This is a genomic window from Streptomyces sp. NPDC089424, from assembly GCF_044749345.1.
Taxonomy (GTDB): domain Bacteria; phylum Actinomycetota; class Actinomycetes; order Streptomycetales; family Streptomycetaceae; genus Streptomyces.
The window spans coordinates 167,782-182,725 of the sequence record NZ_JBIVHU010000010.1; the positions used below are offsets into that span (position 1 = coordinate 167,782).

Below are 14,944 nucleotides of genomic sequence, written 5' to 3' on the forward strand. Positions count from 1 at the left end.
TGCCGGAACCTTACAGACCCATGTCCTTCGCGATGATCGACTTCATGATCTCGCTGGTGCCGCCGTAGATGCGGTTGACGCGGTTGTCCGCGTACAGGCGGGCGATCGGGTACTCGTTCATGTAGCCGTAGCCGCCGTGCAGCTGGAGGCAGCGGTCGATGACGCGGTGGGCGACCTCGGTGCAGAACAGCTTGGCGGAGGCGGCCTCGGCGGGGGTCAGCTCGCCCGCGTCCAGGGCCTCGGTCGCGCGGTCGGCGACGGCCTCGGCGGCGTCCACCTCGGCCTGGCAGGCGGCCAGCTCGAACTTGGTGTTCTGGAAGTGGGCGACGGGCTTGCCGAAGACCACACGGTCCTGGACGTACTGCTTGGCGAAGCGGACGGCGGCCTTGGCCTGCGCGTAGGCGCCGAAGGCGATGCCCCAGCGCTCGGAGGCGAGGTTGTGGCCGAGGTAGGAGAAGCCCTTGTTCTCCTCGCCGAGCAGGTCCTCGACGGGCACCTTGACGTCGACGAAGGCCAGCTCGGCCGTGTCGGAGGTGCGCAGGCCCAGCTTGTCCAGCTTGCGGCCGACCGAGTAGCCCTCGGACCTGGTGTCGACGGCGAAGAGGGAGATGCCGAAGCGGCGGTCGTCCTCGCGCGGCGCCGAGGTGCGGGCGCAGACGATGACCTTGTCGGCGTGCACACCGCCGGTGATGAAGGTCTTGGCGCCGTTGAGGACGTAGTGGGTGCCGTCCTCGGAGAGCTTGGCGGTGGTCTTCATGCCCGCGAGGTCGGAGCCGGTGCCCGGCTCGGTCATCGCGATGGCCCACATCTCCTCGCCGGTGACGAACTTCGGCAGGTAGCGCTTCTTCTGCTCGTCGGTGGCCAGCATCTTGATGTACGGCAGGGCGAGCAGCACGTGCACACCGGAGCCGCCGAACTGGACGCCCGCGCGGGCGGTCTCCTCGTACAGGACGGCCTCGAACTTGTGGCTGTCCATGCCGGCTCCGCCGAACTCCTCGGGCACGTTGATGCCGAAGATGCCCAGCTCACCCAGCTTGTGGTAGAAGTCGCGCGGCGCCTGGCCGGCGGCGAACCAGTCGTCGTAGACGGGCACGACCTCGGCCTCGATGAAGGCGCGCAGGGTCTCCCGGAACGCCTCGTGATCCTCGTTGAACACCGTACGGCGCACGCCGCCACCTCCACCGTCACATGTCTAAGCGCTTGCTCACTCACCGTACCGGCGAGTACGAACCGCCGACAAGACCGGTCCCTGCGTAACGCTCGTCACGCCCGCCCCGGGGACGGCGCCCTACGGCGCGGTGCTACTCCCCCGCCGCCGCGAACGCGCCCCTGGCCATCCGGTGCAGCAGCTCCGCCGTGGCCCCGCGCCCGGGGAGCGAGCCGGGGCGCCCCAGGTGCGGGGTCGAGTTCAGCAGGCCGAAGACCGAGTGGACGGCGGAGCGGGCCGTCGGCTCGGGCAGCCCGGGGTAGACCTCACGGACCACCTCCACCCACAGCTCGACGTACTGGCGCTGGAGCTGGCGCACCATCTTGCGGTCGCTGTCGCGCAGTCGGTCCAGCTCGCGGTCGTGCAGCGTGATGAGGGGGCGGTCGTCGAGCGCGAAGTCGATGTGGCCCTCGATCAGCGAGTCGAGCAGCGCCTCGGGATCCCCGTCCGCCTCCGCCACCCGGCGCTTGCCGCCGGTCAGGAGCTGACCGCTGATCCCCACCAGCAACTCGGCGAGCATCGCGTCCTTGCCCGGGAAGTGGCGGTAGAGACCGGGGCCGCTGATGCCCACCGCGGCGCCTATCTCGTCGACCCCGACGCCGTGGAAACCGCGCTCGGCGAAGAGCCGCGCGGCCTCCTTGAGGATCTGTTCGCGGCGGGTCGGGGCGTCGGTTCGCGTGGCCATGGAAGCAATTCTAGACAGGGAGGTTAGCGGTCGTTAACCTGAAGGAAATGCGTTAACGCTCATTAACAAGGTGAGGGGACCGCGAGGATGGACCAGGCACCGGAGCTGCACGGCGCGGCGGACCCCGCGTCGGAGGCCTGGCGGACCAACGAGGCGGCGCATCTCGCCCTCGTGGAGGAGCTGCGCGGCAAGCTCGCCGCCGCCCGGCTCGGCGGGGGCGAGAGGGCGCGCGCCCGGCACACCGCGCGCGGCAAGCTGCTGCCGCGCGACCGCGTCGACACGCTCCTCGACCCAGGCTCGCCCTTCCTGGAGCTGGCCCCGCTCGCCGCCGACGGGATGTACGACGGCCAGGCCCCGGCCGCCGGCGTCGTCGCGGGCATCGGGCGGGTCAGCGGCCGGGAGTGCGTCGTCGTGGCCAACGACGCCACCGTCAAGGGCGGGACGTACTACCCGATGACGGTGAAGAAGCATCTGCGCGCGCAGGAGGTGGCCCTGGAGAACCGGCTGCCGTGCCTGTACCTCGTGGACTCCGGCGGCGCCTTCCTGCCCATGCAGGACGAGGTCTTCCCGGACCGCGAGCACTTCGGCCGGATCTTCTACAACCAGGCCCGGATGTCCGCCGCGCGGATCCCCCAGATCGCCGCCGTCCTCGGCTCCTGCACGGCCGGCGGGGCCTACGTCCCGGCCATGAGCGACGAGGCCGTCATCGTGCGGAACCAGGGGACGATCTTCCTCGGCGGCCCCCCGCTGGTGAAGGCCGCCACCGGCGAGGTGGTCACCGCCGAGGAGCTCGGCGGGGGCGAGGTGCACTCCCGCGTCTCCGGCGTCACCGACCACCTCGCGGAGGACGACGCCCACGCCCTGCGGATCGTGCGGAACATCGTCGCCACCCTCCCCGCGCGCGGACCGCTGCCCTGGGAGGTGCGGCCGGCGGTCGAGCCCAAGGCCGACCCGTACGGGCTGTACGGGGCGGTGCCGGCCGACTCCCGCACCCCCTACGACGTCCGCGAGGTCATCGCGCGCGTGGTCGACGGATCCCGATTCGCCGAGTTCAAGGCCGAGTTCGGGCAGACCCTCGTCACCGGCTTCGCCCGCATCCACGGCCACCCGGTCGGCATCGTCGCCAACAACGGCATCCTCTTCTCGGAGTCCGCCCAGAAGGGCGCCCACTTCATCGAGCTGTGCGACCAGCGGGGCATCCCGCTGCTGTTCCTGCAGAACATCTCGGGGTTCATGGTCGGCAGGGACTACGAGGCCGGCGGCATCGCCAAGCACGGGGCCAAGATGGTCACGGCCGTCGCCACCACCCGGGTCCCGAAACTGACGGTCGTGGTCGGCGGATCGTACGGCGCGGGCAACTACTCGATGTGCGGCCGGGCGTACTCGCCGCGCTTCCTGTGGATGTGGCCCAACGCCAAGATCTCCGTCATGGGCGGCGAGCAGGCCGCGTCGGTGCTCGCCACCGTCAAGCGGGACCAGCTGGAGGGCCGCGGGGAGTCCTGGCCCGCCGAGGACGAAGAGGCGTTCAAGGCGCCGATCCGCGCGCAGTACGACCACCAGGGCAACGCCTACTACGCCACCGCCCGCCTCTGGGACGACGGGGTGATCGACCCCCTGGACACCCGTCAGGTGGTCGGTCTGGCCCTGACCGCCTGCGCCAACGCGCCCCTGGGAGACCCCCAGTTCGGCGTCTTCCGGATGTGAGGGGACCGATGTTCGACACCGTTCTTGTGGCCAACCGCGGTGAGATCGCGGTCCGGGTCATCCGTACGCTGCGCTCCCTGGGCGTCCGCTCGGTCGCCGTCTTCTCCGACGCCGACGCCGACGCCCGGCACGTGCGCGAGGCCGACACGGCGGTACGGATCGGCCCGGCGCCGGCCGTCGAGAGCTATCTGTCCGTGGAGCGCATCCTCGAGGCCGCGGCCGCGACGCAGGCCCAGGCCGTCCACCCGGGATACGGCTTCCTCGCCGAGAACGCCGCCTTCGCGCGCGCCTGCGCCGACGCCGGACTGGTCTTCATCGGGCCGCCGGCCGACGCCATCGCCCTGATGGGCGACAAGATCCGCGCCAAGGAGACCGTCTCGGCGGCCGGCGTCCCGGTCGTCCCCGGCGGCCGCGACCCCGAACTCGCCCGCGCCGCCCGCGAACTGGGCGCGCCCGTCCTCATCAAGCCCTCCGCGGGCGGCGGCGGCAAGGGCATGCGCCTGGTGCGCGACCTCGGCCTGCTCGACGACGAGATCGCCGCCGCCCGGCGCGAGGCCGCCGCCTCCTTCGGTGACGACACCCTCCTCGTGGAGCGGTGGATCGACCGGCCGCGCCACATCGAGATCCAGGTCCTGGCCGACGGCCACGGCGGCGTCGTCCACCTCGGCGAGCGCGAGTGCTCTCTCCAGCGGCGCCACCAGAAGGTCGTCGAGGAGGCGCCGAGCGTGCTCCTGGACGAGGCCACCCGCGCGGCGATGGGCGAGGCGGCCGTGCAGGCGGCCCGCTCCTGCGGGTACGTCGGGGCGGGCACGGTGGAGTTCATCGTCCCCGGCGGCGACCCGGCCGCGTACTGCTTCATGGAGATGAACACCCGGCTCCAGGTGGAGCACCCCGTCACCGAGCTGATCACCGGGCTCGACCTGGTGGAATGGCAACTGCGGGTCGCGGCGGGCGACCGTCTCCCCTTCGCGCAGGAGGACATCACCCTCACCGGCCACGCGATCGAGGCCCGGGTCTGCGCCGAGGACCCGAACCGGGGCTTCCTGCCCTCCGGCGGCACGGTCCTCGCCCTGCACGAGCCGCAGGGCGACGGCGTGCGCACCGACTCCGGCCTCAGCGAGGGCACGGAGGTCGGCAGCCTGTACGACCCGATGCTGTCCAAGGTCGTAGCCCACGGCCCCGACCGGGCCACCGCGCTGCGCAGGCTGCGCGCCGCCCTCGCCGGCACGGTCGTCCTCGGCGTACCGACGAACGCCGGGTTCCTGCGGCGGCTGCTCGCCCATCCGGCGGTGGCCGACGGCGACCTGGACACCGGGCTGGTCGAGCGGGAGGTGGCGGGCCTCGTGACGGACGAGGTCCCGGACGAGGTCTACGCGGCGGCGGCGCTGCTGCGCCACCACGCGCTCGCCCCCGCGCCCGGCGATGGCTGGGTCGACCCGTTCTCCGTCCCGCGGGGCTGGCGCCTGGGCGGCGAGCGGGCATGGACGGCGCACCACCTGCGGGTGCCGGGGCACGACCCGGTGACCGTACGGCTGCGCGCCGCGGCGGACGGCGGGTACGAGCTGCTGCTCGGCGATGCCGGGAGCCCGGTCCGGGCATCCGCGGACCTGGCCCCGGCGGAGACCGGGTCCCGGTTCACTCTCCGGCTCGACGGCGTCGCCCACACCTTCGCCGCTCTGCCGGACGGCAGCTGGCTCGGCCGTGACGGCGAGGCCTGGCAGGTGCGTGACCACGACCCGGTCGAGGCGTCCCTCTCCCGCGGCGCGCACGCCGGTGCCGACTCGCTGACCGCGCCGATGCCGGGCACAGTGACGGTGGTGAAGGTCGCGGTCGGTGACGCGGTCGAGGCCGGTCAGAGCCTGCTGGTGGTGGAGGCGATGAAGATGGAGCACGTCATCTCCGCCCCGCACGCCGGGACGGTCGCCGAGCTCGACGTGACCCCGGGGACGACCGTCGCCATGGAGCAGGTCCTCGCCGTCATCACGCCGACCGAGGAGGAGACGGCATGAGCACCCCCGATCCCGCCCTCCCCATGGTCGTACCGGCCCCGGGCCTGCCCGCCCGCGTCCGGATCCACGAGGTCGGCCCCCGCGACGGCCTGCAGAACGAGAAGGCGCAGGTGCCGACGGAGGTCAAGGCGGAGTTCATCCACCGGCTGGCCGAGGCGGGCCTCACGACGATCGAGGCCACCAGCTTCGTGCACCCCAAGTGGGTGCCCCAACTGGCGGACGCCGAGGCGCTGTTCCCGCTCGTGCGGGAGGTTCCTACGGACCTGCCGGTGCTCGTCCCCAACGACCGGGGGCTGGAACGGGCGCTGGCCCTCGGCGCCACCCGCGTCGCCGTCTTCGCCAGCGCCACCGAGTCCTTCGCGAAGGCCAACCTCAACCGCACGGTCGACGAGGCGCTCGCCATGTTCGACCCCGTCGTCTCCCGCGCGAAGGCCGAGGGGCTGCACGTCCGCGGCTATCTGTCGATGTGCTTCGGCGACCCCTGGGAGGGGGCCGTCGCGGTGCACCAGGTCGTGCGGGTCTGCAAGGCGCTGCGGGACATGGGCTGCGACGAGCTGAGCCTTGGCGACACGATCGGCGTGGCGACCCCGGGCCACGTCGCCGAGCTGCTCTCCGCGCTGAACGCCGACGGCGTCCCGACCCCCGCCCTCGGCGTGCACTTCCACGACACCTACGGCCAGGCACTGGCCAACACCCTCGCCGCGCTCCAGCACGGCGTCACGACGGTCGACGCCTCGGCGGGCGGACTCGGCGGCTGCCCGTACGCCAGGAGCGCCACCGGCAACCTCGCCACCGAGGACCTCGTGTGGATGCTGCACGGCCTCGGCATCGACACCGGCGTCGACCTCGGCCGTCTCACCGCCACCAGCGTGTGGATGGCCGGCCGACTGGGCCGACCCAGCCCGTCCCGCACTGTAAGAGCCCTCTCCCACCAGGAGCAGTGACGCATCATGGACCACCGCCTCAGCCCCGAGCTGGAAGAACTCCGCCGCACGGTGGAGGAGTTCGCGCACGAGGTCGTCGCCCCCAAGATCGGCGACTACTACGAGCGGCACGAGTTCCCGTACGAGATCGTCCGCGAGATGGGCAGGATGGGCCTGTTCGGACTGCCGTTCCCGGAGGAGTACGGCGGGATGGGCGGCGACTATCTCGCCCTGGGCATCGCCCTGGAGGAGCTGGCCCGCGTCGACTCCTCGGTCGCCATCACCCTGGAGGCGGGCGTCTCGCTGGGCGCGATGCCGCTGCACCTGTTCGGCACCGAGGAGCAGAAGCGTGAGTGGCTGCCCCGGCTGTGCTCCGGCGAGGTCCTCGGCGCCTTCGGACTGACCGAGCCCGACGGCGGCTCGGACGCCGGTGCGACCCGCACGACGGCCCGGCTCGACGCGGAGACCGGCGAGTGGGTGATCAACGGCACCAAGTGCTTCATCACCAACTCCGGCACCGACATCACCGGACTGGTGACGGTCACCGCCGTGACGGGCCGTAAGCCGGACGGCAGGCCGCAGATCTCCGCGATCATCGTCCCCTCCGGCACGCCGGGCTTCACGGTGGCGCCGCAGTACTCCAAGGTCGGCTGGAACGCCTCCGACACCCGGGAGCTGTCCTTCGACGACGTCCGGGTCCCGGCGGCGAACCTGCTGGGCGAGGAGGGCCGCGGCTACGCCCAGTTCCTGCGCATCCTCGACGAGGGCCGGATCGCCATCGCGGCGCTCGCCACGGGCCTGGCGCAGGGCTGTGTGGACGAGTCGGTGAAGTACGCGAAGGAACGTCACGCCTTCGGCCGGCCGATCGGCGCCAACCAGGCCATCCAGTTCAAGGTCGCCGACATGGAGATGAAGGCCCACACGGCCCGTCTGGCGTGGCGCGACGCGGCCTCCCGGCTGGTGGCGGGCGAGCCCTTCAAGAAGGAGGCGGCCCTGGCGAAGCTGTACTCCTCCACCGTCGCGGTGGACAACGCCCGTGACGCCACCCAGATCCACGGCGGGTACGGCTTCATGAACGAGTACCCGGTGGCCCGGATGTGGCGGGACTCGAAGATCCTGGAAATCGGCGAGGGCACGAGCGAGGTGCAACGGATGCTGATCGCCCGCGAGTTGGGGCTCGTGGGCTGATCCGTCGCCCGCCCTGCCGACGGACGGCGGCGCCACGGGAGGACCCGCCCCCTGGACAAGTTCTGAGGTTAGGCTAACCTACCTTCGAATTGTCCGGCGGGCCCTCCGCCCTGTTCGAAAGCAGCCATTCCCATGTCCAACGCCCGTGCCACCCACCTCACCCGTCGCGGCATCCTCGCCGCCGGCGGTGCCCTCGGCCTCGGTGCCGTGCTCGCCGCCTGTGGCGACGAAGACACGAACAGCGGCGGCTCGGACGCGAAGGCCTCCGCCAAGGCCTCCGGCCCCTGGTCGTTCAAGGACGACCGCGGCGAGACGGTGAAGCTGGACCAGGCCCCGGCGAACATCGCCGCCTTCGTGGGCGTCGCCGCCGCCCTGTACGACTACGGCGTCGAGGTCAAGGGCGTCTTCGGCCCGACCGAGACGAAGGACGGCAAGGCCGACGTCCAGGCCGGCGACATGGACGTCAGCAAGCTGACCGTCTTCGGCAACGTCTGGGACCAGTTCAACGTCGAGCAGTACGCGGCCTTCCAGCCGGACGTGCTGATCTCCACCACCTTCGACAGCGCGGGCACCCTCTGGTACGTCCCCGAGGCGTCCAAGGACAAGATCGCCAAGCTCGCCCCGAGCGTGGCCCTCTCCGTCTACGACCGCCAGCTGACCGCGCCGCTGCAGCGCATGTGGGAGCTGGCCGAGTCGCTCGGCGCGGACATGAAGGCGGACAAGACGGTGCAGGCCAAGCAGGAGTTCGAGGCGGCCGCCGAGCGGCTGCGCAAGGCCGCCAAGTCCCGGCCCGAGATCAAGGTGCTGGCAGGCTCCGCGAGCCAGGAGATCTTCTACGTCTCCGGCACCAACCTCTCCATCGACCTGGAGTACTTCAAGGCGCTCGGCGTGAACTTCGTCGAGCCGCCGGAGAAGGCCAAGGCCGAGGGCGGCGGCTGGTTCGAGAACCTCAGCTGGGAGAACGTCGACAAGTACCCGGCCGACATCATCATGATGGACGACCGCTCCTCGACCATCCAGCCGGCGGACATCGCCGAGGGCACCTGGAAGAAGCTGCCGGCGGTCAAGGCGGGCCAGGTCATCGCGCGTTCGCCGGAGCCGATCCTGTCGTACGCCAAGTGCACGCCGCTGCTGACGTCGCTGGCCGAGGCCATCGAGAAGGCGAAGAAGGTCAGCTGAGGCCGTACGGCATTTCAGGAGTAGTCCCATGACGACGGCCCTGGCCGCCCCGTTCCGTTTCTTCGCCCTTCAGGTCGTGCGGACGAGGCGGCTCGGGCCGTCTCTCGTCCGGGTCACCTTCGCGGGAGGCGACCTGCGGCACTTCTTCTCCGACGGCCGCGACCAGTCGCTGTCGCTGTTCCTGCCCCATCCCGGACAGCCGGAGCCGGTCGTGCCGGTGGAGCTCGGTGACGGATGGTGGCAGGGCTGGCGTGACCTCCCGGACGACGTACGGGCCGTGATGCGGTCCTACACGCTGCGGGCGCTGCGCCGGGACCCCGACGAGATCGACATCGACTTCGTCCTGCACACCCCGGCCGGACCCGCCTCCCACTGGGCCTCCCGTGCCACCGCCGGCGATCGGGTCCTGCTGCTCGGACCGGCGGTCGCGGACAACCGGGCGATCCGGTTCCGTCCGCCGCCGGACACCGATCTGGTGGTCGTCTGGGGCGACGAGACCGCGCTGCCGGCCGTGGCGGCCGTCCTGGAGTCGCTGCCGGCCGGTCTGCCGGCGCGCGTCTGGCTGGAGGTGCACGACGCCGGCACCGTCCAGGACCTGGCCACCGAGGCCGACGCCGAGGTCACCTGGCTGGTCCGCGAGGCGCGGGGCCCGAAGGCCGCCCCCGGCGCCGACGGCGGCGCCCCCGCCCCCCTGGCCCTCGACCCGCTGCGCGCCGCCCAACTGCCGCCCGGCGAGCGGCCGTACGTCTGGATCGCGGGCGAGTCCTCCTGCGTGAAGCAGCTGCGCCGGCACTTCGTGGGCGAGCGTGGCATCGACCGGCGCCGGGTCACCTTCGTCGGCTACTGGCGACAGGGGCTCAGCGAGGAGCAGTTGCGCGAGCTGGGCGAATAACTGCCCGCCGTCGGACGGTCGTTCACCGTGACGGCTGTCACGGCACGGGGCTGCGGTTGACCAGAGGTACTTAGGTTAGGCTAACCTAAGTAAAACGCGGCCTTCACCCGTCCCGCCCACGGACCGTCCCCACCGGAGGACCCCCACATGCGCTCGCACCTGCTCAATGACGCGACCGCGGAGCAGTACCGCCGCTCCGTGACCGATGGAGTAGAGCGGGTGGCGGCGAAACTCGCCACCACCGACCGTCCGTTCACCGGCGTCACCGTCGACACCCTCTCCCCCCGGATCGAGCAGATCGACCTCGACCAGCCGCTGCACGACACCGCCGCGGTGCTGGACGAGCTGGAGGAGGTCTACCTCCGCGACGCGGTCTACTTCCACCACCCCCGCTACCTCGCCCACCTCAACTGCCCGGTCGTCATACCGGCGGTGCTGGGCGAGGCGATCCTCTCGGCGGTCAACTCCTCGCTCGACACCTGGGACCAGTCGGCCGGCGGCACCCTGATCGAGCGCAAGCTCATCGACTGGACCACGGAGCGCATCGGCCTCGGCCCGGCCGCCGACGGGGTGTTCACCTCCGGTGGCACCCAGTCCAACCTCCAGGCGCTGCTGCTGGCCCGCGAGGAGGCCAAGACCGACTCCCTGGCGAAACTGCGCGTCTTCGCCTCCGAGGTCAGCCACTTCAGCGTGAAGAAGTCGGCGAAACTGCTCGGCCTCGGACCCGACGCCGTCGTGACGATCCCCGTCGACCACGACAAGCGGATGCAGACCCTCGCGCTCGCGCACGAGCTGGAGCGCTGCGCGAAGGACGGCCTCGTCCCCATGGCCGTCGTCGCCACCTCCGGCACCACCGACTTCGGCTCGATCGACCCGCTCCCCGAGATCGCCGAGCTCTGCTCCCAGTACGGCGCCTGGATGCACGTCGACGCGGCCTACGGCTGCGGGCTGCTCACCTCGCTCAAGCGCCGCTCCCTGCTGGCGGGCATCGAGCGGGCCGACTCGGTCACCGTCGACTACCACAAGTCCTTCTTCCAGCCCGTGAGTTCCTCGGCGGTGCTGGTCCGGGACGCCGCCACCCTGCGGCACGCCACCTACCACGCGGAGTACCTCAACCCGCGCCGTATGGTGCAGGAACGTATCCCCAACCAGGTGGACAAGTCGCTCCAGACCACCCGCCGCTTCGACGCCCTCAAGCTCTGGATGACGCTGCGCGTGATGGGCGCCGACGGCATCGGGCAGCTCTTCGACGAGGTGTGCGACCTCGCCCAGGAGGGCTGGAAGCTGCTCGCCGCCGACCCGCGCTACGACGTCGTGGTCGAGCCCTCCCTGTCCACCCTGGTGTTCCGCTACATCCCGGCCGCCGTCACCGACCCGGCCGAGATCGACCGCGCCAACCTCTACGCCCGCAAGGCCCTGTTCGCCTCCGGCGAGGCCGTCGTCGCGGGCACCAAGGTCGGCAACCGCCACTACCTGAAGTTCACCCTGCTCAACCCCGAGACCACGGCGTCCGACATCGCCGCCGTCCTCGACCTGATCGCCGGCCACGCCGAGCAGTACCTGGGAGAATCCCTTGACCGCGCTTCCTGACACCACGAAAAAGACCTACGACTTCGTGGGGATCGGGCTCGGCCCCTTCAACCTCGGCCTCGCCTGCCTGACCGAGCCCATCGCCGAACTCGACGGCGTCTTCCTGGAGTCCAAGCCGGACTTCGAGTGGCACGCGGGCATGTTCCTGGACGGCGCCCACCTCCAGACGCCGTTCATGTCGGACCTGGTGACGCTGGCCGACCCGACCTCCCCGTACTCCTTCCTGAACTACCTGAAGGACAAGGGGCGGCTGTACTCGTTCTACATCCGCGAGAACTTCTACCCGCTGCGGGTCGAGTACGACGACTACTGCCGCTGGGCGGCGAACCAGCTGAGCGGCGTCCGCTTCGGCACCACGGTCACCGAGGTCACGTACGAGGACGACCTGTACGTCGTGCGCACCGCGGCCGGCGAGGTGTTCCGCGCCCGTCGCCTGGTCCTCGGCACCGGCACCCCGCCCTACGTCCCGGAGGCCTGCCAGGGGCTCGGCGGCGACTTCCTGCACAACTCCCGCTACGTCCAGAACAAGGCGGAGCTGCAGCGCAAGGAGTCGATCACGCTGGTCGGCAGCGGTCAGTCCGCCGCCGAGATCTACTACGACCTGCTCAGTGAGATCGACGTGCACGGCTACCAGCTGAACTGGGTGACGCGCTCCCCGCGGTTCTTCCCGCTGGAGTACACCAAGCTCACGCTGGAGATGACCTCCCCGGAGTACATCGACTACTACCGCGAGCTGCCCGAGGCGACCCGCTACCGCCTGACCGCCGAGCAGAAGGGCCTGTTCAAGGGCATCGACGGCGATCTCATCAACGAGATCTTCGACCTGCTCTACCAGAAGAACCTCGGCGGCCCGATCCGCACCCGGCTGCTCACCAACTCCGCGCTCACCGGCGCCCGGTACGAGAACGGCACGTACACGCTGGGCTTCCACCAGGAGGAGCAGGAGCGCGACTTCACGCTCGACACCCAGGGCCTGGTGCTCGCCACCGGCTACAAGTACGTCGAGCCGGAATTCCTGAAGCCGGTCCGCGACCGCCTGCGTTACGACTCCCAGGGCAACTTCGACGTCGCCCGCAACTACGCCGTCGACGTCACCGGCCGGGGGATCTTCCTCCAGAACGCCGGTGTGCACACCCACAGCATCACCTCGCCCGACCTGGGCATGGGCGCGTACCGGAACTCGTACATCATCCGCGAGCTGCTCGGCAGCGAGTACTACCCGGTCGAGAAGTCCATCGCGTTCCAGGAGTTCGCCGTATGAGCATCGGTACGTTCACCGTCCGCCCCCTCGACCCGCTGAAGGACGCCGAGCTGCTGCACAGCTGGGTCACCCATCCCAAGGCGGCCTTCTGGATGATGCAGGACGCGAGACTCCAGGACGTCGAGCGCGAGTACATGCGCATCGCGGCGCACGAGCACCACCACGCCTACCTCGGGCTGCACGACGGCGCACCGGCCTTCCTGATGGAGAGCTACGACCCCCGGTACGTGGAGCTGGTCGGCCTGTACAACCCCAAGCCCGGCGACGTCGGCATGCACTTCCTGGTCGCCCCCACCGACCGGCCCGTGCACGGCTTCACCCGGGCCGTCATCACCGCCGTGATGGCGGAACTGTTCGCCGACCCCGCCACCCGGCGGGTCGTGGTCGAACCCGATGTGGGCAACACCGCGGTGCACGCGCTCAACGAGGCCGTGGGTTTCGTGTCCGACCGTGAGATCGACAAGCCGGAGAAGCGCGCGCTGCTCAGCTTCTGCACGCGCGAGCAGTTCGAGGCCGCCCGAGGAGTAGCCGTATGACCCTGTCCGACGCCGTAGCGCACCTCTCCCCCCACCGCTGGGCGCGGGCCAACCGCCTCCTGATCCGCAAGGCCCTGGCCGAGTTCACCCACGAGCGGCTCCTGTCGCCGCGGCCCACCGACGGCGGCGGATACGTCGTCCACAGCGACGACGGCCAGACGCGGTACACCTTCGACGCCGTGGTCCGGGCCCTCGACCACTGGCAGATCGACGCCGAGTCGATCACCCGGCACCGCGACGGGGCCGAACTGCCGCTCGCCGCGCTGGACTTCTTCGTCGAGCTGCGGCAGGCGCTCGGCCTGAGCGACGAGATCCTCCCGGTGTATCTGGAGGAGATCTCCTCCACCCTCTCCGGCACCTGCTACAAGCTCACCAAGCCGCAGATCCCGGTCGGCGAGCTGGTGACCAGCGGCTTCCAGGCCATCGAGACCGGTATGACCGAGGGCCACCCCTGCTTCGTGGCCAACAACGGCCGGCTCGGCTTCGGGATCCACGAGTACCTCTCGTACGCCCCCGAGACGGCGAGCCCGGTCCGGCTGGTGTGGCTGGCCGCGCACCGCTCCCGCGCGGCCTTCACCGCCGGTGTCGGCATCGCGTACGAGTCCTTCCTGAGGGACGAGCTCGGTGCGCCGGCCCTGGAGCGCTTCCACGGGCAGCTCACCGAGCAGGGCCTGGACCCGGCCGACTACCTCCTCATCCCCGTCCACCCCTGGCAGTGGTGGAACAAGCTCACCGTCACCTTCGCCGCCGAGGTGGCCCAGCGGCACCTCGTCTGCCTCGGCGAGGGCGACGACGAGTACCTGGCCCAGCAGTCCATCCGTACCTTCTTCAACACCACCCGGCCCGAGAAGCACTACGTGAAGACGGCCCTGTCCGTCCTCAACATGGGCTTCATGCGGGGGCTGTCGGCCGCCTACATGGAGGCCACCCCGGCGATCAACGACTGGCTCGCCCAGCTGATCGAGGGCGACCCGGTGCTGAAGTCGACGGGCCTGTCGATCATCCGGGAGCGCGCCGCGGTCGGCTACCGGCACCTGGAGTACGAGCAGGCGACGGACCGCTACTCGCCGTACCGCAAGATGCTGGCCGCGCTGTGGCGGGAGAGCCCGGTGGCCTCGCTCCAGCCGGGCGAGTCCCTCGCCACCATGGCCTCGCTGCTGCATGTCGACCACGAGGGCCGGGGGTTCGCGGCCGCGCTGATCGAGCGGTCGGGCCGCACGCCGAAGGAGTGGCTGCGCGGCTACCTGCGGGCGTACTTCACGCCGCTGCTGCACAGCTTCTACGCCTACGACCTGGTGTACATGCCGCACGGCGAGAACGTCATCCTGGTCCTGAAGGACGGCGCCGTCGAGCGCGCGATCTACAAGGACATCGCCGAGGAGATCGCCGTCATGGACCCGGACGCGGTGCTGCCGCCCGCGGTGGAACGGCTGCGCGTCGACGTCCCCGAGGACAAGAAACTCCTTTCGATCTTCACGGACGTCTTCGACTGCTTCTTCCGCTTCCTCGCCGCGAACCTCGCGGACGAGGGGGTCCTGGAGGAGGACGGCTTCTGGTCCACGGTCGCGGACGTCACCCGTGAGTACCAGGAGTCGATGCCCGAACTCGCGGACAAGTTCCGGCAGTACGACATGTTCGCCCCCCGGTTCGCGCTGTCCTGCCTGAACCGGCTCCAGCTGCGCGACAACCGGCAGATGGTGGACCTGGCCGACCCGGCGGGCGCGCTGCAGCTGATCGGCGACCTGGAGAACCCGATCGCGGGGTTCTGAC

Annotated in this window: 12 protein-coding genes; 10 read left to right on the forward strand and 2 right to left on the reverse strand. The window is 70.7% G+C overall.

All coding sequences use genetic code 11. The features are described from left to right. Positions 1–10: 10 nt before the first annotated feature. Together ACIP2X_RS33590 and ACIP2X_RS33595 are read right to left on the reverse strand one after the other, a co-directional pair. Positions 11–1,168 (reverse strand): acyl-CoA dehydrogenase family protein, encoded by a 1,158-nt coding sequence (locus ACIP2X_RS33590; RefSeq protein ID WP_401680656.1) that lies wholly within the window; start codon positions 1,166–1,168, stop codon positions 11–13. 133 nt (positions 1,169–1,301) lie between these two features. Further along, complete coding sequence (locus ACIP2X_RS33595) at positions 1,302–1,892, reverse strand: TetR/AcrR family transcriptional regulator (RefSeq protein ID WP_401680659.1); 591 nt, start codon at positions 1,890–1,892, stop codon at positions 1,302–1,304. 87 nt (positions 1,893–1,979) lie between these two features. On the opposite strand from ACIP2X_RS33595, the gene ACIP2X_RS33600 reads away from it, so the two are divergent. From ACIP2X_RS33600 to ACIP2X_RS33645, 10 genes are all read left to right on the forward strand, one after another. Next, positions 1,980–3,596 carry a carboxyl transferase domain-containing protein gene (locus ACIP2X_RS33600; protein ID WP_401680662.1) on the forward strand — a complete coding sequence of 539 codons (1,617 nt, stop codon included), beginning with the start codon at positions 1,980–1,982 and terminating at the stop codon, positions 3,594–3,596. Between the two features lie 8 nt (positions 3,597–3,604). Beyond that, entirely contained in the window at positions 3,605–5,605 is a 2,001-nt protein-coding gene (locus ACIP2X_RS33605; RefSeq protein ID WP_401680664.1) for a biotin carboxylase N-terminal domain-containing protein, read from the forward strand. Then, entirely contained in the window at positions 5,602–6,549 is a 948-nt protein-coding gene (locus ACIP2X_RS33610; RefSeq protein ID WP_401680667.1) for a hydroxymethylglutaryl-CoA lyase, read from the forward strand. Before ACIP2X_RS33605 ends, ACIP2X_RS33610 begins: the two co-directional genes overlap by 4 nt. A 6-nt stretch (positions 6,550–6,555) precedes the next feature. Next, positions 6,556–7,716: an acyl-CoA dehydrogenase family protein gene (locus tag ACIP2X_RS33615; RefSeq protein WP_401680669.1), complete on the forward strand. Its 1,161-nt coding sequence runs from the start codon at positions 6,556–6,558 to the stop codon at positions 7,714–7,716. Between the two features lie 132 nt (positions 7,717–7,848). Beyond that, positions 7,849–8,895, forward strand: a complete 1,047-nt coding sequence (locus ACIP2X_RS33620; protein WP_401680672.1) for an ABC transporter substrate-binding protein — start codon at positions 7,849–7,851, stop codon at positions 8,893–8,895. 28 nt (positions 8,896–8,923) lie between these two features. Beyond that, positions 8,924–9,787, forward strand: a complete 864-nt coding sequence (locus ACIP2X_RS33625) for a siderophore-interacting protein (RefSeq protein WP_401680675.1) — start codon at positions 8,924–8,926, stop codon at positions 9,785–9,787. 147 nt (positions 9,788–9,934) lie between these two features. Further along, entirely contained in the window at positions 9,935–11,377 is a 1,443-nt protein-coding gene (desA, locus tag ACIP2X_RS33630) for a lysine decarboxylase DesA (RefSeq protein ID WP_401680678.1), read from the forward strand. Beyond that, positions 11,361–12,638, forward strand: coding sequence for a lysine N(6)-hydroxylase/L-ornithine N(5)-oxygenase family protein (locus tag ACIP2X_RS33635; protein ID WP_401680681.1), 1,278 nt, complete (start codon positions 11,361–11,363; stop codon positions 12,636–12,638). Before desA ends, ACIP2X_RS33635 begins: the two co-directional genes overlap by 17 nt. Beyond that, positions 12,635–13,174: a GNAT family N-acetyltransferase gene (locus tag ACIP2X_RS33640; RefSeq protein WP_401680684.1), complete on the forward strand. Its 540-nt coding sequence runs from the start codon at positions 12,635–12,637 to the stop codon at positions 13,172–13,174. Before ACIP2X_RS33635 ends, ACIP2X_RS33640 begins: the two co-directional genes overlap by 4 nt. Next, the gene (locus ACIP2X_RS33645) at positions 13,171–14,943 is read left to right on the forward strand and encodes an IucA/IucC family protein (RefSeq protein WP_401680686.1); all 1,773 of its coding nucleotides are present in this window, start codon (positions 13,171–13,173) and stop codon (positions 14,941–14,943) included. The genes ACIP2X_RS33640 and ACIP2X_RS33645 overlap by 4 nt, the downstream gene beginning before the upstream one ends. The last annotated feature ends 1 nt before the right edge of the window (position 14,944 follow it).